This is a genomic window from Zavarzinella sp. (assembly GCA_041399155.1).
In the GTDB taxonomy this organism is placed as follows: domain Bacteria; phylum Planctomycetota; class Planctomycetia; order Gemmatales; family Gemmataceae; genus JAWKTI01.
In genome coordinates, this window is the sequence record JAWKTI010000001.1 from 2,417,326 (window position 1) to 2,440,289 (window position 22,964).

Annotated in this window: 18 protein-coding genes and 1 tRNA gene; 14 read left to right on the forward strand and 5 right to left on the reverse strand. The window is 48.3% G+C overall.

Going from position 1 to position 22,964, the window contains the following annotated elements:
• The first annotated feature begins 26 nt into the window (after positions 1 to 26).
• The 3 genes from R3B84_09950 (at position 27) to R3B84_09960 (ending at position 2,836) form a co-directional block, all read left to right on the forward strand.
• On the forward strand, positions 27 to 1,982 hold the full coding sequence (locus R3B84_09950; GenBank protein ID MEZ6140882.1) for a serine/threonine-protein kinase: 1,956 nt from the start codon (positions 27 to 29) through the stop codon (positions 1,980 to 1,982).
• Positions 1,983 to 1,990: 8 nt separating this feature from the next.
• Entirely contained in the window at positions 1,991 to 2,383 is a 393-nt protein-coding gene (locus R3B84_09955; protein ID MEZ6140883.1) for a hypothetical protein, read from the forward strand.
• 379 nt (positions 2,384 to 2,762) lie between these two features.
• Positions 2,763 to 2,836, forward strand: a tRNA-Arg gene (locus tag R3B84_09960).
• A 608-nt stretch (positions 2,837 to 3,444) separates the two neighbouring features.
• On the opposite strand, the gene R3B84_09965 is transcribed toward R3B84_09960, so the two are convergent.
• From R3B84_09965 to R3B84_09985, 5 genes are all read right to left on the reverse strand, one after another.
• Positions 3,445 to 3,663 carry a hypothetical protein gene (locus R3B84_09965; GenBank protein MEZ6140884.1) on the reverse strand — a complete coding sequence of 73 codons (219 nt, stop codon included), beginning with the start codon at positions 3,661 to 3,663 and terminating at the stop codon, positions 3,445 to 3,447.
• A 681-nt stretch (positions 3,664 to 4,344) separates the two neighbouring features.
• Positions 4,345 to 6,258, reverse strand: a complete 1,914-nt coding sequence (locus R3B84_09970) for an AAA family ATPase (GenBank protein MEZ6140885.1) — start codon at positions 6,256 to 6,258, stop codon at positions 4,345 to 4,347.
• A gap of 75 nt (positions 6,259 to 6,333) precedes the next feature.
• Positions 6,334 to 6,591 carry a hypothetical protein gene (locus R3B84_09975; GenBank protein ID MEZ6140886.1) on the reverse strand — a complete coding sequence of 86 codons (258 nt, stop codon included), beginning with the start codon at positions 6,589 to 6,591 and terminating at the stop codon, positions 6,334 to 6,336.
• A 915-nt stretch (positions 6,592 to 7,506) separates the two neighbouring features.
• Positions 7,507 to 7,848, reverse strand: coding sequence for a DUF3616 domain-containing protein (locus R3B84_09980; GenBank protein ID MEZ6140887.1), 342 nt, complete (start codon positions 7,846 to 7,848; stop codon positions 7,507 to 7,509).
• Positions 7,849 to 8,147: 299 nt separating this feature from the next.
• Positions 8,148 to 9,299: a hypothetical protein gene (locus R3B84_09985; GenBank protein ID MEZ6140888.1), complete on the reverse strand. Its 1,152-nt coding sequence runs from the start codon at positions 9,297 to 9,299 to the stop codon at positions 8,148 to 8,150.
• Positions 9,300 to 9,585: 286 nt separating this feature from the next.
• On the opposite strand from R3B84_09985, the gene R3B84_09990 reads away from it, so the two are divergent.
• The 11 genes from R3B84_09990 to cas2 all read left to right on the forward strand — a co-directional run bounded on the left by R3B84_09990 (position 9,586) and on the right by cas2 (position 22,767).
• A complete protein-coding gene (locus R3B84_09990; protein MEZ6140889.1) occupies positions 9,586 to 10,581 on the forward strand; it encodes a MoxR family ATPase in 996 nt (331 codons plus the stop codon).
• Positions 10,582 to 10,611: 30 nt separating this feature from the next.
• On the forward strand, positions 10,612 to 11,463 hold the full coding sequence (locus R3B84_09995) for a hypothetical protein (GenBank protein ID MEZ6140890.1): 852 nt from the start codon (positions 10,612 to 10,614) through the stop codon (positions 11,461 to 11,463).
• The gene (locus tag R3B84_10000) at positions 11,460 to 12,599 is read left to right on the forward strand and encodes a VWA-like domain-containing protein (protein ID MEZ6140891.1); all 1,140 of its coding nucleotides are present in this window, start codon (positions 11,460 to 11,462) and stop codon (positions 12,597 to 12,599) included. Before R3B84_09995 ends, R3B84_10000 begins: the two co-directional genes overlap by 4 nt.
• 29 nt (positions 12,600 to 12,628) lie before the next feature.
• A complete protein-coding gene (locus tag R3B84_10005; protein MEZ6140892.1) occupies positions 12,629 to 12,946 on the forward strand; it encodes a hypothetical protein in 318 nt (105 codons plus the stop codon).
• Positions 12,947 to 12,996: 50 nt separating this feature from the next.
• Positions 12,997 to 13,617 carry a hypothetical protein gene (locus R3B84_10010; GenBank protein ID MEZ6140893.1) on the forward strand — a complete coding sequence of 207 codons (621 nt, stop codon included), beginning with the start codon at positions 12,997 to 12,999 and terminating at the stop codon, positions 13,615 to 13,617.
• 689 nt (positions 13,618 to 14,306) lie between these two features.
• Entirely contained in the window at positions 14,307 to 17,849 is a 3,543-nt protein-coding gene (gene cas3u, locus R3B84_10015; protein ID MEZ6140894.1) for a type I-U CRISPR-associated helicase/endonuclease Cas3, read from the forward strand.
• Positions 17,842 to 18,951 carry a type I-U CRISPR-associated RAMP protein Csb1/Cas7u gene (cas7u, locus tag R3B84_10020; GenBank protein ID MEZ6140895.1) on the forward strand — a complete coding sequence of 370 codons (1,110 nt, stop codon included), beginning with the start codon at positions 17,842 to 17,844 and terminating at the stop codon, positions 18,949 to 18,951. The genes cas3u and cas7u overlap by 8 nt, the downstream gene beginning before the upstream one ends.
• Positions 18,948 to 19,115, forward strand: a complete 168-nt coding sequence (locus R3B84_10025) for a hypothetical protein (protein ID MEZ6140896.1) — start codon at positions 18,948 to 18,950, stop codon at positions 19,113 to 19,115. The genes cas7u and R3B84_10025 overlap by 4 nt, the downstream gene beginning before the upstream one ends.
• 12 nt (positions 19,116 to 19,127) lie before the next feature.
• Positions 19,128 to 20,696, forward strand: a complete 1,569-nt coding sequence (gene csb2, locus R3B84_10030) for a type I-U CRISPR-associated protein Csb2 (protein MEZ6140897.1) — start codon at positions 19,128 to 19,130, stop codon at positions 20,694 to 20,696.
• A 38-nt stretch (positions 20,697 to 20,734) separates the two neighbouring features.
• Complete coding sequence (gene cas1 / locus R3B84_10035) at positions 20,735 to 22,465, forward strand: CRISPR-associated endonuclease Cas1 (GenBank protein MEZ6140898.1); 1,731 nt, start codon at positions 20,735 to 20,737, stop codon at positions 22,463 to 22,465.
• A 5-nt stretch (positions 22,466 to 22,470) separates the two neighbouring features.
• Positions 22,471 to 22,767, forward strand: coding sequence for a CRISPR-associated endonuclease Cas2 (cas2, locus tag R3B84_10040; protein MEZ6140899.1), 297 nt, complete (start codon positions 22,471 to 22,473; stop codon positions 22,765 to 22,767).
• Positions 22,768 to 22,964 lie beyond the last annotated feature (197 nt).

Sequence of the window (22,964 nt, forward strand, 5' to 3'; positions counted from 1 at the left end):
GAACATAAGTTTCCTGTGTGCCCAATATGAGTAAATGGTTTTGTCAAAAATGCGTTTATTCCACAGCAGTGGAACAGCCTGGGCAACAATGTCCGGACTGTGGTGCACCACTGACCGCCATTCCACAGGAAACCAATTCTGACACATCTTCTCTGAATACTGTCGATCAAACATTAAACACAATAACTCTTGTTGAGAGCCAGCAATCCCAGCTGCCGAAAAACAAGTATTTATTAAAGTTTAATGAGGAAAACGAGCAGGAATTGAAAGATGCACCCACTTTTCCCGGCTACCGCGTGCTGGAAGTTCTGGGTGAAGGTGGTATGGGGCGGGTTTACCGGGCCTTGCAATTGTCTGTGGGCCGCATGGTGGCCATCAAATGTATTTTTCGCAGTTATTACCAGGAAGACATCGCCCGTTTTCAACGAGAAGCCCACGCAATTTCAAAGTTACAGAGCGATAAAATAGTTCAGGTCATAGATTTTCAACTGGAAGCGAGTATCCCCTTCATGACGATGGAATACATCGAAGGGGTTACGCTATCCAGACTATTGGACCTGAAAGACCTCTCCCTATCAGAGATTATCACCATTATGGCTTCCGTTTTGGAAGCCTTGCAAGTTGCCCACGAACAGGGGATTCTGCATCGCGATGTCAAACCTTCCAATATCCTCCTCACTACTGATTTGCAGCAAATTAAACTGACAGATTTTGGCATCGCAAAACTACCAGACGACCCCAACTCACCCACTCTATCGGGCCAATTAATCGGCACGCCGAAGTACATGTCACCGGAACAGGCCCGCCTGGAAGAAACCCTCACTCCTGCATCCGATATTTTTTCTGCGGGCGTCGTGCTGCACCAGATGTTAAGCGGTCGGGTGCCCTACGAAGGGATGAACAAAGCCGACACCCTGGAAAAGCTGAAAAAGGAACCCTTACCCGATGTTCGAGCTTCAAAACCTGAAATTCCCGCTCGACTGGCAGCAATTGTCACCAAAGCCTGCTCCCTGAATATCGATGATCGATATATATCTGCTGCTCAATTTCGTGATGATCTACTGAATTGGCAAGCTGGAAAATCGACCATTGCCAGTCCGCTCAGCTTTTCGGAACGAACTTTTCGATGGCTGCGTCGGCGTTGGAAGTTAACTGCGGTAGCAGTACTGATCCCCACCGTACTGCTGGCTGCCATGATTATCCGGCGGGAATTAGAACCAATTACTTCAATTCATCGTTCTCTCAGAAATGAGAAGCCCACCCTGTTAGTGGGAGAAACAGGATTTCCAAAATACTTTCTTTGGGAATTGGGCGATACGGTACTGATGGAATCAACCAGAGGCGACCGATCCGCCAGTTTTCAAACACAGACACTTTCACTGCTGTCTCTCTTGGACGATCCACAGTGCGATGAATACACCATTGAACTGGAAATTGCCCACCATCAGAAGGTAGTCGATCCGGGCAGCTATGTTGGCATTTACCTTAATCTGGTACGTATCCGTGCAGATGATGGCACGCCGTGTATCAGTTTCGTGGCCCTCAAGTGGAGCGATTTTCTGGAAACTATTGAACAACAAATGCCCGCTGTCGCTGCAAAACATTCCGTTCGCATACAACGCTATGTTGCCTTCCAGCGGGGTGATTGGCAGCATCGGCTGATTAACCTGAGCCCGAACCCACCCATGGGACTTTTTTTTCCCGCAGATGTCAGATATGGCTGGCGGAAAATGAAACTCGAAGTATCTCCCAGCGGTATCGAAGTGGAATTCGAAAAAACCAAAGGGATCACGGCGAAAGTTCATATCCCACCTGAAAATATGGAAGTGAAAGGCGATCTTGGCCAGAACCACTTCACTTTGAAGGATGGTGGTAAAGTACATTATCCCGCCTGGAACCCACGCGGGTCTTTCGGTATCTATTCATCGAATGCCACCGTGGCATTCCGAAATGTGGTTGTTACTCCAAAAATCAGCAAGTGAGGCATCAAATGAGCAACGGCGGAGCGATTGGATTGGCGTTGACACTCGCAAACGATGAAATTGAAATCCTGGTCCCTAGCCAGAATGAAAGCCCCGGAGGAAGTTTTCAGGTGGCAGGCACTTCGGGATCAAGTGTTGCTACAGTTTACCTGAGAATTTTGGATAAAGATGGTACCAATGTTGTAATAAACGTAGGGCAGGATTATTTGACAACTAACCCGGCCAGTGGCTACTGGACAATCGATTTCATTGCCGGCACAAATTACACTTTAGTTGCAGGAAACAACCCGCATATGATCATAGCAAGCAACTCTGCTGCGTTTAACAATTCAACCTCGGTGTCCAACATCAACATTTTGACAGGTACACCACCAATTGAAGTCACCTTGATTCAACCTTAAAAAATGAAAAAACAAGCACTTTTGGAGAAATAATGGCAAAACTAGAAATCACTGGCACTCTGACCACTTCAACTTTGGATCCTGTATTGACAATCCAATTGTTTTTGCCTGAACGACGGATTCTATTGCAAGAACACTCGATTGTAAATATTGCGAGGCGAAACGCTGAGAACTACAAGGTGGTCTTCTTCCAGATCCCTGCTGCAACTACATATATAATCCGTTATATATTAAAAGATCGATCGACTGGAGAGATTATCCAACGATTTACGCGTGCAGCACGCACGTGAGAAATTCTACAAGATATCCAGTAGGCTTTATGTCTTCCGAGCGAACCTACTATGCGATTCGTGGCTCAGTTGATATAAATTAATTACACGCGCCCGTAGCTCAACTGGACAGAGCAACGGTCTTCGGAACCGTAGGTTGCTGGTTCGACTCCAGCCGGGCGTGCTTTTCGTCATTTCTCACCACCAATTCGCTGACATCACCAGACATCATTTTTTCAGGGCTTTTTTCATTTTCCAGACCCGTTGCATCAACGATCAACGATTCGTCCATTTTGTCAGCAATTTGCTCACTTTGGCATGTTTTGTCAGAAAGAGGTGCAACACTGGGTGCAACACTTTTGTTATTCGGCAGACTGTTCACCATGGTTCCAAGGTCGGTCAACTTGGTTCGGGCGTACCTTTTCATTGTCAATTTTGGGTCCGAATGCCGTGCAAGGGTCATTACCTGTTTCGGATCTGCCCCACTGCGGATCAGGTTACTGATATAGGTGTTCCGAAGTGCGTGAAAGTCCCGCACCTCTTCACCTTCGGGAGAGGTAGTTTCCACAGGAATGCCCACGAGGGCCATATCCCGCCGAATCATCGTTGCAGCCTTTTCTTTCCAGGTACCTGCCCAGATTACTTTTCCGTGCGGTTTGGATGCCAGAAAAACTTGTAGATCAATTGCCAAATCTACAGGAAGTGGCTGTACCACTTGTTGGCGGTTTTTGCTGTCACTTGCCTGAAGGTGTACCACCGGTGGATCGGCTGTCAGATCAAATGATTTTGGTTTCAGAACCGCCAATTCCGACGCACGGAATCCGGTTCCCAGTGCGACGCGGTACAGCATCGAACGATCGATGCCAGACAGACCACGAAAGGCTGGAGCAGTTGCAGTTGCAGCAAGTAGGCGAGTAATTTCATCGATGTGAAATTCACCCCGACGTTCTGCATCCATGGCAACATTTCCAGGCTTAACCGTCTTGAACGGGTTACGGTCGATGCGATCATGTTCCATCATCCAAATCACAAACTGCTTCATTGCTTGCAGGTAGTGTTTTGCAGTCTGGGTGCTTTTGCCTTTTCTTGTTCGCAAATCATATAGGAACTTTTCCAAATCTTCTCCATTCAGATCTCTGGTGAGATGGAAATGACAACCTGCCAAGATCGCTGTAACGCGGCTTGTTTTGAGCTTGATGTATTCCGCCTCAGAACCCTTCGCCTGCAACGATTCCCGCCAGGCTTCCAGGTGCTCCGATAATGGCATCCGCTGAAATTTGGCGGTACGTGGGTTGCCAATACCTGCTTTTTCTTTTTCAATTTCCTCAACAATTTTTCCAGCATATGCTGGGCTGCGGTCTTGTTGGTACTCAGTGGCACGCGTTTCTTTTGACCCAATGCATCGCGATATTGTCCATACCACTTCTTTGAGAAAACTTGTTTCTGCGTTCCATCCGCCTGCTTACGTGTCGTCGTCACCTTAAACACAGTTGCCATCTTTTATCTCCATTCACCAACCGGTATCTTGCTCCAAGCATTCAGCGAGTACCGATTGGATTCAAGTTAACATGTAATTAAATTCAGTCAATATGGTCAAGCCAGTTGGGTTTTGCCAAACTGGCCGACATTCAAACAATTGTACCCTGGTCAAGGTACTCAAGATGCTCAAGATATTCACCTTTGTCAGAAAACTTACTCTTCTGTCTCGACTGGCAACTGCCATATCCAGGCACTCCCGCATCTGCGAGAAACAATACTGAGCGCTTCCTTCGCGCGCTGCAATGTAGCTTTTGCCCCACCTTCCCCATTGATCCATTCATCAAACAGAATCTTGGAATGAACAGCACCACATTGCAGTCTGGACCTTAACCAGGTAATTGCTGAATCCAGTATGTCTGATTTTGGCCCTGGCCTGTTGTTTGCAGCAGCTTCCGCCATTGCATCATCGGCAGTCATATCCAACGGTTCTGGTTCCCACTCAATCCGGGCTGGGTCGCCAGTGATCCTGAAACCCAAACCGGGCATTGGTGGCCCAACATTTGTACCACCTGGTAAAAACCTGCAAAGAGTACTGTCTTCTTCACTGCGATCGAGGTGGTAGATACTGCGTGGGATACCAGTAAATGCAACTGACCCCAGAATCTGACCATCGGCATAGTTTCCAGCAGATTTCCTCACATGGCAGACCAGCACGATGGCAACGTTGTTGTCTCTGGCAATCTTGGCAATCGGTGCCAGAATCGATCTCACTTCGTTGTCCCGATGTGCATCCACTTTCCGGCCCAAAAAACTACCCACCGGGTCGATGATCACCAGTTTGCAATCTGTCGTATTTTTGATTGCCTCATCAATCGCTTCAACATCATCAAGAAGAATCATCGCCTCTTTCTCTTCCGTTCCATCGAAACTGTTGATTCCATGAAGGAGATGAATTCGACTCAGATCAGCTCCAGAACTTTCCAGTCGTGGCCTGATCGTATCTTCGGGATCATCTTCGGCAGTCATGAAAATTACCTCGCCTTGCTGGCATGGAGCACCATCAGGCCAGATACTTCCTGTCGAAACTCTTGCAGCAATATCACATGTCAGGAACGATTTGCCCGCTTTCGGGCGACCCGCAATCACAGTCAGTTTTCCAAGTGGAATGCGACCGTGCCAGAGATATTCAATTTCACGGGATTCCATATTAGCAAAACTTGTCATTGCAGGTTTTCGTATGGCAGTTGGATCAGCTGCTTTGCCGTATCCCATTTCTGCAAGTTCTTTTGCAGCTTCTTCAAAGTCGCCCGCATGCTTCAGGTGTGTATAGACCGCAAATTTGCTCATTGCTTCATTTGCTGGTAAACCACCGTTGGGAGTGAATGTGAAGAAAAGCGGTACGCCAAATTGATTTTGGATTATTCCGACCGTAGCAGAAATACAACCCGATTTGCCTGGCCTGGAAAGGTGCCCAATTTCTGTGTCTATCTGACGATACCACGTCCAACCTGCCTCGAACAACCCGGTTTCCTCCCAGGTGGCATGGGCGCTGAAATCATCCCCAGAACGAGTATGATCCGGCTTTGGTATCTTCTGCTTCACTTTCTCGTCAAACTGTTCAAAGCAGACGCGCAGCCATGTTGGTACTGTTGGCAATTCGGTTGTGCTGCAAAGTGGACGATCCCACTTGTATGTTTTATCATCCACTACCGAAGGTGCTGCGACAATATACCCTCCGGAGCTTCGGACATCGACATTCAACGCAAGTTTCCCGGCAGAGCTACGCCACTTTCCTTCTGGATCTTGAAAATAGTAGTGCTTTCCACCGCGAGGTGTTGATGCCTTTGGACTCGCTTTCGGCCATGGTTGCTTCAGCCATAAGTTGTCAGTTCCATCCAGGTCGATGACAACCAGACCTTCCGTGGCAATCCCGATATTAAAATCGGGACACTTCAGCCACCACGTTCTGATTTGTTTCTCAGCACTTGTGGCGGCTTTATAACCTATCCTGGTGGCAGGGGTCTTTTTACCCTTTAGTAGTGGGAATACCCGATACCCCAACTTCGCGTAAGTGATCGCAGCGTCAATTAATCTTGACCCATGCAAATTCGATGATACAATGTTCATTAGATACCTCATTTTCTTTCGAGAGATTTTGAGTCGTGTTTTTACCCAGTTACGCTGGCAGGCGTGCTGGGTTTTTTACTGTTTACCCTTTTTAACAATCACTTCCCACATTGCAGACCACGTTTCCCGATCAGGGCAGTGAGCATCCTGCCATGCAACCAGTTCGCGGACATTCCATACAAGGACACCACGGATCCTGATTGGCTTTGGATTGCCACCCGAGGCGGTCAACCTGTCCCAACTGCTTGGTGAGATACCGCAAAATTTTGCTGCATCTAAGCGTCGCAGTAGCCCAGGTTGCTGGGCTTCCACATTCGATCTGTTACTTAACAATTGATCTTCCTCCACTTAATTCCCTTTGGGCATCGCCCAGCTTTTGCGAGCAGCTAGCTTCATTAGTACCAGCCATGAATTCTCGCGACACATACAGCCTACCGAAGTTGGTGCACTAAGCTACAGGAGGTAAATTCGGAGAAAATTCGAAGAAAATTCGGAGATGGATTTGAAAATTTCGACCAAGTCTAAGTCGAAAAATGCTTTCGATAAAAATTTCCAGGTAAACCAGACCTGCATCTTAAACATCTTGTGTTTTATCATTTCATGGATAATGAAAATTCGGAGAAGCGGTCTAAATGTTCGGAGATAAAAACTGATTTTTTTCGGCTGAATTTTTTTGCCGACATGGGTTCTTTATTTTTATTCACCAATGTTCATAGCTGAAACACAGCACATCTTTGGCAATGGGAAGTACACCCAGGTGACACGTGCAGGGGTCGCTAAGTTGCATAGAACGTTGCCGAAGTGCTTTATCCTCAAGTGACTTATTCGCAATAAAAACTTCGCATTTGGATTCACAGGCTATTCTCTCCGGAGAGTTGATGCTTCCAGCTTAGTGCCCATCAAGGCGCTCGATTTGTTCGATGTGACGTTAACCTATCTTCCCCACTTTCTTTTCTGCTCTACTAACAGATCGAAAACTGGTCGGCGATGCCCTGAAATGCCTATTGTTGGTGGTCGTGGGCGGGGGAATCATACACCACCATGATGGACGAGGTGGGATCATTCAATGCCCGTGCTGCAAGGGATTTCGCCAATAATGCGGACGCGATAGTTTCCTAATGTGCTGGTGCTTGCCATCCCCAGGCGGAATGGCCCATCGCTGGATATCGCGGGCCCCAGCAGAAAAAAATACTTCCTATTCCTGCACCAGTAGGTCGGGAATTCCCAGGCCTGGCGGCGATTCAGTCGTCACAGCGACATGAGGGAAGCATCATGGCGGTGCGTCTCCAGTTTTACTTCAACGACAACCTGGAGGTTCAGCACTGGGCTTCGCTGCCCAAAAAAGATCGCGTCGCCCATCACCGCAATGCCTTCCACGACTAGACCGTTGGCCTTGGCGGACAGGTGGCAGTAGGGTTGGAGAATGGGATCCTCTGCGAGCAACGCCCTCAGGCGATTCCCCTGCCGACTGATTTTCCTGGCAGCCGTGGGGCGAAACTCGGCAGGGCCACCTCTGATGAATCGGTACCCGTGCCAGAAAGCACCTACGTTGTTCCAGGCGGGCTTTGTCAGCACGAAAATCCAGCTCACCCGCTTTTTTCCAACACTTCGATACGTGCAGCCTACAATCCACAGATAGGGATCGTATTAGCACTGCTTTTCAATTCCGGTGCCAGACTTCCCTTGCAGGACAAAATTATCGGTCAGTGGGTAGAAAATGTGCTGGGCATAACCCGCCGTACAGTGAAAGTAACCATTCGATACGGCATGTTTCGTCTGCTGCCAAAGGTGCCGTAGTGTAGCATTGTGATTGCAGAAATCATCACACAATCCGAATTCCCGAACTAACTATTACTTAACGATACGCATGTTGGTTTTCTCATATATTCTTAATCTTTAAGCACATAAGTGATTCTCACAATACGAGACATTTTATCAACTCTTTTTTGAAAAGTCAGAGCTTCGTTATTAATTTTGTTATGAATTTCACTGATTGCATCTGAAAATCGCTTCGATTTTTGATTGAGCTCTTCGTCAGATTTGCAAGTTTTCAATAGCGGATTTGACCAATGCTGAAGTTGAAACCCAGAAAGAATTTCAGAAATGACAACTGCTTTCTGAACCTGAAATCTAAAAGTATGACCATCAATATTTAGTTCACCAGTCTCAACGGTCCAAGAGATACGAGATGCGGTATAAGAAGCTAGTGGCTGTAAGAAAACTTTCTTATTTATATTCCACCAGTCAAGCAATTGTTGTTCCTTAGTTTTATTCGATATCACAAAATTTAGCATCTCTATCGTTGCATCAGGACTAGTTTGAATAGCTGTTGTGCGCATCCATTGTTGTATAAGAGATGAATCAAAGTTCTCTTTGATTGTGCAGCCGTCTGGCAGTTCTCCATTATTAACAAAGCGATCTTGATGCTCTAATTCGTACAGTAATAGTCCTACTTTAGCGGATTTTATGAGTGTCTTGGACAAAGATTTCATTGCTTCATATATCAGTATCATTTTTGCACTTTGTATAAATTGATTTAATACATCTAAATCATTATATTTGTATATAGATGAATTATGAATATATAACTGCGGTCTTGGCAAATAAAACACTAAGGCAAAATACACCTCCTGCATCTTAATACTTTTTGATTCAGCACCTATTATTCTGTACAATTCGTCAATATTTCCAATCGGGCCAACAGTATTGTTGTTCTGAAATAGTACTCCATATGATTTCTCAAAATATTTTACGTAATCATTCCACCCTCCAGGAAAATTTTTAAGCTGGCCAATTTTCTTAAGGTATTCCTGGGCAGGAATAGAGCGTGGCATAGCCATGAGCAATTGACGTTGTTTGTCGCTGAGTTCAGCTGATCCTGGCATAATGTCTTTATCTTTGCCATCAGGAATAGAAAGATATTTGTGGTACATAATGTCTTTTGCTTGGCCAAGATTGTAGCCGATTTGTAATGCAGCTATAATCTTGCGTTGTTCTTCTTCAGGGACGTTTGGTCTGACGGTCGACTTTCTCTTAGACATCACTTTTCTCTGGTCAAACAGCCTGTGAACTCCAGTTTCTAATTGTATCTACATCATTGAATTTAACCAAAGGCACGAACAAACCGATTTTCGAAGTAGAGTCACCTATGTTACTTTACCTTGTTCAGTGAAGATAGCCTAAAAATCTTCCTGATTTGCGTCATATACATTGATGGGGATAGCTTACCTGTTCCAAGGTGCGGTTTTTCGGCTGTTTTGCCATACTGCGGTCATTTTTACCGCTCTGATCCCCATCACTTTCTCACCCTTATTTCAGGAGTTATTCATGCGTCCAACGGAATTGGTCCGTGCGGTGTCGGCACTGCTCAGTACCAGTCGTCCTGTCTATCTGTGGGGTCCACCCGGGATCGGGAAATCTACCCTGATCCGGCAGGTTGCGTTGGCCGGCAGCCTGCCCCTCGTCGACATTCGCGCGACATTGCTGGATCCGGTCGATCTGCGTGGTCTGCCCCATCTGAACAATGGTTCTGTGCAATGGTGCCCACCCGCTTTCCTTCCCAGTGGTGGGGAAGGGATCCTGTTTCTGGATGAATTGGCTCAGGCACCACCTTTGGTACAGTCTGCCTGTCTGCAACTCACCCTCGATCGTCGATTGGGAGAATACGAATTACCTGCAGGCTGGAGCATCATCGCTGCCAGTAATCGCAGTGAAGACCGGGCGGGCACCCATCGACTGATCAGTCCGCTGCTCAATCGCTTCATTCACCTCGATCTGGAACCGAGCCTGGAAGACTGGCAGACGTGGGCGATCGGGGCTGGCATCGCACCCGAAGTCAGGTCGTTTCTGAATTTCCGACCGAACCTGCTCTACGGTTTTGACCCCGGTCAGAATAGCCGGGCCTTTCCCACCCCACGTTCGTGGGAGTTCGTTTCCAACGCCATCAGCAAATTACCGGAAGAACTGCTCCATCCAGTGGTGGTTGGCTGTATCGGCGAAGGGCCTGCTGCAGAATTCACCTCTTTCCTGCGGCTCTCCCGCCAGATTCCGAACATCGATGATGCCTTGCAACACCCCGATACCACCGTGATCCCGCACGACCCTGCAACTCTGTATGCCCTGGTGGGTGCGTTGGTGGAACGCTGCCGCCAGGATCAGGCTCCCCTACCCCAATTTGTCCGCTACGCCTGCCGTCTACCTGAAGAGTTTGGCATGGTGGCAATCCGCGACGCTCTGAACATCCAGCCGAAACTGGCGGCCCTGCCTGCCGTACAGGACTGGATTCGAAATGCCCGTGAACAAGGTCTTTTTCTTCGTCCCTGAAAGCTCGCTTTATCAAACAAGGATTCAATTATGATTGAGAACCATCTCGATATCGGTGGTGGGGTTGTTTTCTGGATGCTGACCGATGACACCCGCCGTGAACGTTTACAGAACGGTCTGACCCCGTTGGGTCTGGAGAAGTTTTTACCCGAACCCCGCCCGGATACCTCGATTCTGCGGGAAGCCCTGGATGAACAACTGGGTGGCTCCCGAATGCTGATCCGACCTTTAGCCCACAAAGATGGCTTTGCAGTGGTGCGGGAAGAGCGGGGTGAGGATCAGAATGAGTACCGCACCGAACTGGTTGCCCGCATGGTTGCTGGTGCGTTGGATCTGCAGCCGTGGGATGACCGGGCAGTGGCCATTCAGGAGTCGATGCATGCACATGCACGCCGGATTCCAGCCGTCCAGGTCTCTCAAATGCTGGTCAGACTGGTGGAACATCTAGGTGGCACCCGCCTGCGACCCAGTGGTGCGGTCTACTGGATCCCTGGTAACCGGCTCGATGAATGGATGAAAATCGTTCAGGCGGTGGAACAAGCCAGCGATCGGCCCTCAGCTGTCTACTTGTTACGCCACCAGCTGGATACCGAAGCGGTGCGGGCGGTCCGGGATGCGGTCATTAATGAAATCGAGGCCGACACCAGCAGAATTTCCGCCGATGTGCTGTCTGGGGAACTGGGCACCCGGGCACTGGAAACCCGCCAGCAACAGATCGAATCGCTGCGGGAAAAGGTATTACTTTATGAGGATATTCTCAGTATTGGCTTATCCCAGCTGCACCAAGCGATTGATAAGGCCGATCAGGTCACTGTCACTGCCAGCCTGATGCTCAGCACCCAGCAGAGCTTGTCAGCACATCAGATGGTGGGGCAACAATGACCGCCATGCAACTGATCCGTGCCGCCCGTGTGCGTCTGCTTCTTGGCCGGGATGGTGGGTCTGCCTTTTTTGCAACCCTGGCCATGCGTTTGCAACTGGTGGAAGACCAGACCATCGGTACCATGGCCACCGATGGGAAACAACTGGCGTTCGCACCCGAGTTTGTGCAGAAACTGTCAGCACAGGAGTTACTGGGGGTGCTGGTGCATGAAGTGATGCACAATGCCTTGAACCACCACGTCCGGCGTGGGGTGCGGAATCCAGAACTGTGGAACATTGCCTGCGATCTGGCAATCAATCCACTGCTGCAAAACGGTGGTTTTCAATTACCCGCCTGTCGATTGATGCCCGGAGAATATCCCTATCACGAATTTGCAGCTTCCCGCAGTGCCGAAGAGTACTACCAACTGCTGCAGAACACCGGAGGTTCACAATTGGGGCCCGATCCAGGTGGCTGTGGCCAGGTTCTGGATGCGCCAGCAGATCGCAGTCTTCAGCGGGAAATGGAAGTAGAGCAACAGATTGCACTGCAGCAGGCGATCGCGGTTGCTCAGGCAATGGGTGGCTTACCGGGTGGTCTGGCTCAGTTGGTCGAGACATCCAACACCCGTCCGGTTCCCTGGCAGGACAGATTGCAGCAGTTTCTGTCACAGCAGGCACGCAACGACTACTCCTGGTTGCGACCAAACCGCCGCTTTCTGGCACAGGGGTTGTATCTGCCGGGCCTCCATTCGGAAGAACTGGGTGAAGTGATTCTGGCAATCGACACTTCCGGTTCGATTAACCAAACCCAACTGGGATGTTTTTTACAGGAAATCGAGTCGATTCTGGACTGTTTTGAATGCACACTGATCATCCTGTGCCACGATGCCCGTATCCAGTCGGTGGTCGAATGGCGAAGCAGTGATGGTCCGTTGCAAATGGATTTCCCGGGTGGCGGGGGCACTTCCCATCTGCCGGTGTTCGAATGGATCGACGAACATGCCTGCACACCTGCCTGCGTTATCTGTTTCACCGATCTGGAGACCCGTTTACCAAAACAAGCACCCAATATTCCGGTGCTGTGGGCCTGCACCAGTCCTCCACGGTACGCCCCACCGTTCGGAACGATGATCGAAATGAAGACACCTTCCTGAATCTTTAAAAACGTTTTTAAAGGAACGCGATGAACAGAATTCTGAACTTCCGTGTTCGCCAGTTGTGCGACACGATGGAAAACCTGCACCAGCGGGTTCGAACGATGCTGGCTTCCGAAATCGGGCTGGCTGTGCGTGATGCGGTCCACGATTGCCTCGAATCAGCACGAAAAAAGCAAGCACCACCCAGGGTCATTGTGAAAACCCCACCGAAGATTGATCCTCAGCTTGCGATGCAGATTACTCAGGTGGTGCTGTATCTGGGCAGTTGGTATCTTCGGCGGTATGGACCACTCTGGAGCACCGTCGGCCTACTGACTGCTTCGCAGCTCACCCGCCCAAAATAAGTAAAGTTTTCTAACTGATTCTCAACATTTTTAAACAAAGGAAAATAATCATGAATATGACTGAAACCAATCATTTACCCCGCAAACAATTGTCGGAACAACTCGATCGTCTGGATACGATTCTCGATGGACTATCCGATGCATTGAATGAAGCGGTGGCCGATGCGGCCCGGGAAGGTGCTCAGGTAGCTGTCCGGGAAATCCTCAGTGAACTGCTGGTCAACCAGGATGCTATTCAGTTGTTACGCCAGCAACTGCTGCCTGCAGAACTGCTGGAGCCACAACCATCCCTCTGGCAGCGATTCAAACGAGGTGCGGTCGACATTGCAGGTAAAATCTATGCCAAAGCGAAACAACTGCTGACACCTGCCGTCGGTGCGGCAATTACCGTTGGCTGTATTGGCCTTGAAACCATTACCTCAGTGGTCAATCGCGTCAAACGACTTTCACAAAAATCGATCCAGTATTTCAACCTGCTGAAAATGCTGGGCAATATCAAGTACACCCTGGGGATTGCTGCCAGCATCGGAGTGGTGCTGGCGGTGGTCAGCTGGTGCTGCCCCGACTGGCTGTCGACGCTGATTACTTCTGTCCTTGGTACCCTGACAGCAATCTGGGTCCAGGCCAGTCTGAAAATGTACCGCTTCTGGTCAGCTATGCAGCTTTCGTAACCCGCACTGAACCTTTACGAAACTTTGAAACGAAACCCAACTTGAAACAGAACCAATTTATGGTGGTTCCTTAACCTCTGATTACTCTTCTTTCTGGCCGGTCCGGAATGCCACAGGCATTCCCAGCCCGCGCAGAGAGATTGCAGAGTAGGCAATTTAACAGTAAGGGGCGATTTTTTTAGCTATCAGGAGTTACCGAAAATTGCTTCCGCTAAGAACATTTTAATTTGATAGTTAAAGAGAAAAAAATCTCTCCCAGGCTGGTGGTATTACTGAACCAGTTGCTCAAAATGGGACCGTTTTGCATCAGTACGAGTGCCTGATACTGCTGATTTTTTCAGTAGGGTACTGTTCAAAGTCATTTGGACGGCTATGCTAGCGTTGTAGCCTTTCGTGCCCGATCTCACTTCGGTATCAGGGGATTGACACAGGTAGCGTGATTTGTATGCTAGCGTTGTAGCCTTTCGTGCCCGATCTCACACTTCATTGCCTGCTGCAAATGACCAGTGCGATTGCACGACCAGGAAGCACTTACGGAAACTCGCTGCCCGATTTTTTGAATTTGCCAAATATTTTGTCCGGAAAATCGAGTTTTGAACGTATTTTCCGGGGGTAAAAAATTTTCCTGGAAAAAATAACTACCGACATTGCACCCCACCCCGCCTGTGGGAAGATGGGGGGAAGTTCTTGTGACGCAGACAGGTTCTGGTGACAAAATGGAAAGACTTGAGTTTGCAACAACATTTGAATTGTTGACAGGAAATAAACCTTTTCCGTGGCAGGAGGCACTTTACGAACGCTTCAAAGCGGGTAGCGAGCAGTTACCGAAGTCATGCATTCTGCCCACTGGGTTGGGGAAAACTTCGGTGATTGCAATATGGCTGATTGCGTTCGCAAACGGTGCCAAGGTGCCGCGCCGGCTGGTTTATGTAGTGAATCGACGCACCGTGGTTGATCAGACAACTGAGGAAGTGGAAAGCTACAAGAAAAAGACGGTAGCAGGAATACCAGATTTTGGCCTCAGCACCCTGCGTGGGCAGTTTGCCGATAATCGTGAATGGTGTGCCGATCCTTCCCGTCCTGCGGTCATCTGTGGCACTGTCGATATGATTGGTTCTCGATTGCTGTTCAGTGGCTATGGCCTTGGTATGAAAGCCCGCCCACTGCACGCAGGCTTTTTGGGACAAGATGTCCTGCTGGTACACGATGAAGCCCACCTGGAGCCCGCCTTTCAAACTCTGATTATGCGAATTGAAGAAGAGCAGAAACGAGAAAATGCTGTCGAATTCGGCATTCCTAAATTTCAGGTAATGGAACTAACCGCGACCCCACGACAAACAGAAAATACTTTCCCAACGCCAGAAGAAAAAATCGCAAACAGCAAACATCCTGAGGTATCTAAGCGATTGAATGCAGCAAAAAAGTTGAATATTTCACGTCAAGTCGATGAAAAAAAATTGTTAGTTAAGGAGCTAACTGAATTGGCTTTGTCCTACAGCGAAACAACAAATGCCATCCTTGTCTTCACCAGAACCGTTGAAAATGTCATGTTGATCGCAGAGGGGATCGCAAAACAACTGAAGTTAGCACCTGATGAAAAAGCCAAACGGATTGTCACGCTAACGGGCACAATGCGTGGGAAGGAACGAGACGGACTGATCCAGCAGCCTGTCTTTCAACGTTTTCTGAATAAAAATGAATCGGGAACGGAGGCAGTGTGGCTGATTTGTACTTCTGCTGGTGAAGTGGGAGTAAATATTTCCGCAGACCACCTAATCAGTGATCTTTCTACGTTTGATAGTATGGCCCAGAGATTTGGACGAGTCAATCGATTTGGCAGAACCAGTAGTGAAATTACTGTTGTTATGCCGGACAAATTTGAAAAAAATAGTTACGATGAGGCAAGAGAAAAGACAGCCGGTCTCCTTGCTAAATTAGCGGGCGATGCAAGCCCAGCAGCACTGGGTTTGCTTGATTTGGAAGAATGTAAGGCGGCTTTTGCACCTGCACCCACCATCTTAACTGCATCAGACATCCTTTTCGATTCCTGGTCACTTACAACAATAAAAGGTAAACTCCCCGGCAGGCCAGATGTAGAACCCTACCTGCATGGCTTGGTTGACAATGATTACGACACGGAATTCGCTTGGCGCACAGAAGTTGCACTTCTGACAAGTAAAGCTTCAGATGAACTAATCGAGGAAATACTCACGGATCATCCCCTCAGGCCGCATGAAAAACTGCGGATCCCAACTTATGGTAAGGTGAAAGCGACAGATCATCTTGAAAAAATCCGCGAACGTAGTCCAGATCTTCCTGTATGGGTGATTGAACCTAATGGCGAAGTGAAAGTTTTTTCAACAATGACTTTGTTGCTTGAAAAGCGTGGCAAAGATTACCTTCAATCATTTACTTCAAGGACGATTATTTTACCACCAGCGGCAGGGGGACTTACTTCAGAAGGGATGCTGAATGGCGAAGTGAAGGTGTCAGCAGAACTTATATACGATGTAGCCGATCTACCACCAGAAAAGGTTGAGGTATTACCTCGATTGCATCTCAGACCGAATGAAAATGGAGATAAGATTGATCAAATCGCACCAGTACGAAACTGGACAGATGAAAACACGATGCAATTGCGTCGTAAATCTGTGCTCGTAGATGGTGAATCGTATTTCATTCTAGATCGATATCAGTTCAAAGAGTCTGAAAGTGATGAGGTACCGCTTTCTGAATATCTTGTGGTGAAGAAGATCACTGACAAAAAAGAAAAGCCAGCACAAGTATGGCCAGGCTTAGATGTACACAATCAGCAGGTGGGCAATGTTGCAAAAGAAATCGCAGAAAAACTGCATTTAAGCAACGACTTCATTACTGCTGTAGAACTTGCAGGTAGTTGGCATGATCTTGGTAAAGCACGGAGTGTTTGGCAACGTGGGGCAGGCAATTCTGGTGTTTACCAAAATGTGGCAAAGACATTGCATGGACGTGCACCAGAAAAGCTAAACAGTTACCGACATGAACTTGGCTCAATGGTCGATGTACAGACACGCACAGATCTTGCGGAGGAATTTGACCGATTGAACCAAGAACAGCAAGATCTTGTCTTACACTTGATTGCCACACACCATGGACGTGGTAGACCGCATTTTCCAGTAAACGAATCTCGAGTTCCGGAAAGCGATGTAACAGATACACAGACTATTGTTACAGAATTGCCTGCACGGTTTGCACGCCTGCAAAGAAAGTATGGCAGGTGGGGACTTGCTTTTCTGGAATCGATTTTACGTGCTGCCGATGTGAAAGTGTCCCGCGAGTTAGAAAAAACCTTATTGCCAGATGAAGATAATTGGGTTCAGGCAACTTCAGAAAGCCAATCAGAAAAAAGAAGGATTCAGAAGCCACAGTTCCCATCACCAACAATTACTGTTACCGTAGATCCAACGAACCCGGGTCAGGTCTTTGCATGCTGCGGGCTACTGGAACTCGCAGATCGGATTTGGCCAGGTGCAGAAGGTTGGTTTAGCAAAGATGCCACACAATTTCATTTGAAATTGTCAGAATCAATTACGATTCTTGATTTAGTGGACAAACTAGTATGTAATCCTGCAGTTGCTGTAGAGACATTAGACAATGGTCTGGTTGCAAAGCCAATCATCGCACCACTTCAAATTAAATTAACTAGCGAAAAATTGCTTTGTCTAGATGGTTGGACCAGAGTTAGTTTGATCAAAGGAAATGCAGAACTCATTGGTAATACGCCATGGAACTTTTGGTCTGGAAACCAAAAGTCTGCTGGTCTCTGGTCTGCACTTCGACATGAATTAATGAATCAAATTACAGAGCTTACAACCAGTAATCAAGCGAACCTATTGTCAATGCGATTGTTTCAAAAAGGTAGATTTGGATTTGATCCCGGGCCAGCTTGGAACGCACTTGACGTAGGTTTTTCACCAAACGAACAGGGTATGCAGGTTCAATCTTCACCTGCGGTTGAATTATTAGCTGCAGTCGGTCTTCAACGACATCGACCTCAGCTTAATGAGACAAAAGATGGTTTTGATTACTTTAGTTGGCACATTCCACTTTCTGCAGTTACATCACCTGCCGCATTTGCAGGCGCAATCAACAATGCAGAATCTCGAGGGTATCGTGCTTCAGTGGTGAGTCGTGGCGAGTATGCCGCGCTCAGTTTTTCATTCCAACTTATTTCAGGAGAGTTTAATGAGTGACATTAATCAATTTGACAAGTGGTTCGAAGACAATGGCCCTGCTGCGATTATTGTTCGAGAGCACCTAATCCCAGTTGAGGGTGCAGATGGGGTATTCTTCCCTGCGACGTTTGCAGCACAGCAGGGTGCTGACAGAGATAAGACCAAATTCCAGGGAGGATACAATCTGGATGTATTTCCTGATGGTAGCAATGTTGTTCTTGTAGATAGCGTAGGATCGCAGGCGAATCGTATTGAACCGATCTTTGCCAAGGATGGTTATACAGATCTGGTTCCTCAAATCGTCGTCACTTTCGCTAACAAGGGCATCAGATTAAATTTGCTCCATGCAAATCACCGTGCAGCAGATGCAATCATTCGCTGTTCAGGATTTGAGAATGAAATCAAGGAAGCTTTTCAGGAAGCAGGCAAGGGAAATGTAGAAAAGCTAGCTCGAATAGCCCCTACATCATTAGTGTTTGGCGTTTGGGATTCGCGTGGTGAAACACAAGCGAAATTTCCGCGCATTTTTTCTTCTACTATCAGGGCGTTTAATGTGCTTCCGCATACACGTTCTGCTAACTTTCTTGTACAAATGACAGTAGACTTGGCAAAGTTAGACATCGTGCCAAATGCAGGTTCGGAAGAAGGTTTTCAAAATGCTCTTGCCTCTAACGTACCTGGTGGCGTGCAGCTCTCCCATAATGGCTCTATCCGCCGCGATATTTCTATTAATCTTGCTGCAATCCGTCGCTTGACGATACTTACTCCAGAAGGCAAAATTGAAGCTGAACGTACAAAGCTTCTTCGGCGATACATTTTATCGCTTGCACTTGTTTCACTAACTGCACCAGTTGACCCATTTCTACGCGTAGGTTGCAATCTTGTACCTGATCTAGATAGACCTCGAGAATTCAAAATTGTTGGGATTGATGGCACAAGAAATGACTTTAAATTTTCACATGATGCTGCATTAGCATATTCTCGCTCAGCAGTAGAAAATTTTGGTGTAAAGAAGACTGGTTTAGAACAAGAGTTCAGCACTACTTTAGCAGATAAAGCAAGTGAAGTAAAACCAGAGAAATTAAAAAAGAAAAAGTACTTTCTGTCGATATCGAGATGAAATCATTCAAAGTTGCTAGTCATGATACTGCAATTAGTGTAAATGATGAAACTTCTTTTAAGAAAGGTCGTTTAGATTCAACTTTTGAAGAACTTGTTGTTGTTGGAACGGAATTAGATATTGAAATCATAAATCACCTTGCAAAGTTAGTTAAGGGTAAATAACGGAGGAATCTAATGGAGCAATTCGTTTGTTTCACTATCCGATTCCTTGACCCAGCACCAAGGTATCACGGTAGTCGAGATGAAGGTGAGCCTGAATGGCCACCATCACCTCTACGCCTTTATCAAGCAATGGTTGATGCAGCAGCAACCAGATGGAAAGGCACTGATAGTATGTCGTATTCTCAAGATTTCATGTTTCTATTTGAGAATATTGGTACTCCAATCATTATTTCACCAAATACACACACAGGATTAGGGTACAGGATAGCTGTGCCAAATAATGACTTGGATTCGCCTGCAAAGATATGGGCAAGAGGAAGAGACCCGATTAAGCCACAACGGCCGATTGATTTAAAGACGATGAAGCAGGTTAGGCCGACGCATTTGCTTGGGGATACGCTTTATTATCTTTATCCCCTGCCGAGTGGGGAGTGTCCGCATCTGGATGTGCTGAAGGCTGCCGCTCGAAGCATCACCCACCTGGGGTGGGGCATTGATATGGTGGCGGCGGATGCCTCCATCATTAATGAAGAGGAGGCAGCTAAGCTGCCTGGGCATCGCTGGCGTGTAGTACCATCAGGTGGTGTGCCGTTACGGGTACCAAAGCCGGGTACATTGAACGATCTTGTTCGTAAACACAAAGAATTTCTTGGTCGCGTATCTGAAGATGGGTTTAAACCGGTCGCCCCATTGAGGTGCTTCGACGTGAAGAATTATTATTCCCCCACTGTGAAATTGCCTGCCCCAAAACGGTCAATGGCAGCGTTTGAAATCCATCGTACGATAGACGATCAGGAAGAGAATATTGGTAAAAGCAGGTTTCGGGCGTATCACCATGCCAGACGCTTAGCCACTGTTGCCGGGATGGTGCGGCATGCGTGTGGTAATGCAGTAAAAAACCAGTTGTCTGAAGAGATCATCAAGACCAGAATCCTTGGTCATGGCGATGAGAAGAATGGTCAATCGACCTCTGATGATCGTTACATGTTTTTGCCGTTGCCCAGCGTTCAACCCGTTGTGGGAATTGGTGCCATCCGTCGAGTTCTGATTGTTGGTACACCTGGAATGGAGATTGCATCGCTTCGCCGTCAGTTGAATGGACAGGAACTCATTGATGAAAAGTCCGGGCAGGCGGTGGCGATGCTTTCTGGTGTGGGTGCTACCGACAACGTTTTTCAGAGTTACCTGAATGAAGCCCAGACCTGGGCAACTGTTACTCCGGTGATCCTGCCTGGCTTTGATGACCCGGACCGCTTGCGAAATAAGTTGAAGAAATGCAATACAGCGGAAGAGCAAAAGAGGATCCTGACGAAACTCAATGAACGGATTATTTCGCTGATCTGGAAGGCATTTGAACAGGCAGGTTGGCAACCCGATGCTTTGCAGGGTGCGGTTGTTGAGTATCGCCGCGTGGGGTGGTTTAAAGGATTGGAACTGGCAGACCACTATGAGAAATTGCCTCCGGTGAATTACCCACGTTATCACGTAAAAGTGAAGTTTGCCCGGCCAGTACAAGGCCCGATTGCGATCGGTGCTGGTCGATATCGTGGTTTTGGTTTATTTGCTAGGTACGAAGAATAGACCAAAATCTAAAGCCCCCCATACCCACTGGAGTTGACATGTCTGACGCTCACGAGACGGAACTTTCCCCTGCCGTGCCCGATTTGATTCCCGCACGGATGCTCAACGAATTTACTTACTGCCCGCGCCTGGCGTGGCTGGAATATGTCCAGGGGGAGTGGGAAGAAAGCCCCGATACTATTGATGGCGATTTTGTGCATCGCAATGCGGATCGCGCGGATCGGCGGTCGTTTACTCCGCCCGATGCACCCTCAACATCTGTAGCCAAAGACCGTGCGGAAGAAAGCGACCCTTTTCACGCACGTTCGATTCGCCTGGAGAATCCGGAACTGGGCATCCTGGCCGTGGTGGATGTTCTGGAAGTGGATGGCGATGTGGCGACGCCCATCGATTACAAACGTGGGGAGGCACCCGACCTGCCCACCGGTGCGTGGGATCCGGAACGGGTGCAGTTGTGTGCCCAGGGTTTGCTGCTGCGGGCCGCTGGCTATACCTGCACGCACGGGTTCATCTGGTTTTCAGCGTCGCGTCGGCGGGTGCAGATTGATTTCACGGAAGAGTTGGTTTCGCTGACCCAATCGCAGATTTCGCAATTTCGGGAGGCACTGAGGACGAACCGCATGCCGTTGCCGTTGGTGGATAGTCCGAAGTGTCCGCGGTGTTCGCTGGTGGGGATCTGTCTGCCGGATGAAACCCACCTGCTGGCGGCTTTGCCTGCGGAAAACTTTACGGTGGAAGTGCCGGAAGTTCGTCCGCTGCGTCAGTTATATGCACCCAACGACAATGCGAAGCCGGTGCACATTTTTGAACAGGGTGTGAAGGTAGGCAAAACGGCAGACCGCATCAAAGTGGAGAATGACGGCAAGAAACTGGCGGAAATTCCGATCAACGATATCGACCAGTTGTGCGTGTTCGGCAATGTGCAGATCAGCACGCAGGCGTTAACAGAATTGATCGATCGGCAGATTCCGGTGTGTTATTTTTCGTATGGCGGGTGGTTTCGAGGGTTGAGTGGTGGTTTGCCGCACAAAAATATCGATTTGCGGATTCGCCAGCACGCGGTTGCGGCCGATTCGCGGCAATCACTGGATATTGCCCGCACGATGATTGCTGGAAAGATTGCGAATTGTCGCACAATTCTGCGTCGGAATCAGGATGAGAAGGATCAGAAAATTCTGGATAGTCTGGCGAATATTATTCGGCTGGTGGAGCGTGTGGGCGATATTAATGAGTTGCTGGGGATGGAAGGACTGGCCGCACGCGAATATTTTGCCCAGTGGGGTGGGTTGTTGAAGTTCGATTTTGATTTTACGCACCGCAATCGTCGGCCACCGCGGGATCCGGTGAATGCGACGCTTTCGTTTGTCTACGCGATGCTGACAAAAGAGCTGTATGTGGCCACCACCGCAGTGGGTTTGGAGCCGATGTTGGGTTTTCTGCATCAGCCACGTTATGGCAGACCATCGCTGGCGTTGGATCTGGCGGAAGAATTTCGACCGATTCTGGCCGACTCTATAACCATGACGTTATTTAACACGGAAGAGTTGCAGGGTTCCCACTTTCTTCAGCGTGGGGAGGCATGCACGCTGACAGCGGCTGGCAAGCGAGTGGTTTCTGCGGCGTGGGAGCGTCGGCTGGGGACGGAAGTGACGCACCCGATGTTTGGGTATAAGGCGAGCTATCGGCGGATTCTGGCAATTCAGGCCCGACTGCTGGCAAGGGTGCTTTTGGGCGAGATTCCGGTGTATCATCCCTTTCGAACGCGGTAGAAGCCATGCGAAATGTGTATTTGATCTGTTACGATATTTCCCACGATAAGCGGCGGACGAAGGTCTTCAATTGTTTGAAGGGATTTGGTTTCGCGGTGCAGTTTTCTGTGTTTCATTGTGCGTTGACTGACAGCGAATTGTTGCGGCTGCGGACGGAGATATGGAATATTGTGAAGCTGGATGAGGACCGGATTTTGCTGGCGGATTTGGGTCCGGAAGATGGACGCGGGAAATCTTCATTAGAAAACTGGGGAGTGCCGCTGGAAGAGATTTCCGCCCCACAAAAACCGTATATAATTTGAAATGTTGGTGCAGCGAGCGGCCCGCTGCCAAGAAATACCCTGGGGTTGCTCGCAGCCCTAACGTTCTTTGACAACTGAAGTTATGACGATTTTGTTTTTTAGTTAGTAGATGCTGGTCGAAGATCAGCACCCGCTCGAAAAAGGCTGCGTAAATGGTTATTTAGTATGGGTTTGCGTAGCGAGCGGTTTCCGCCCAT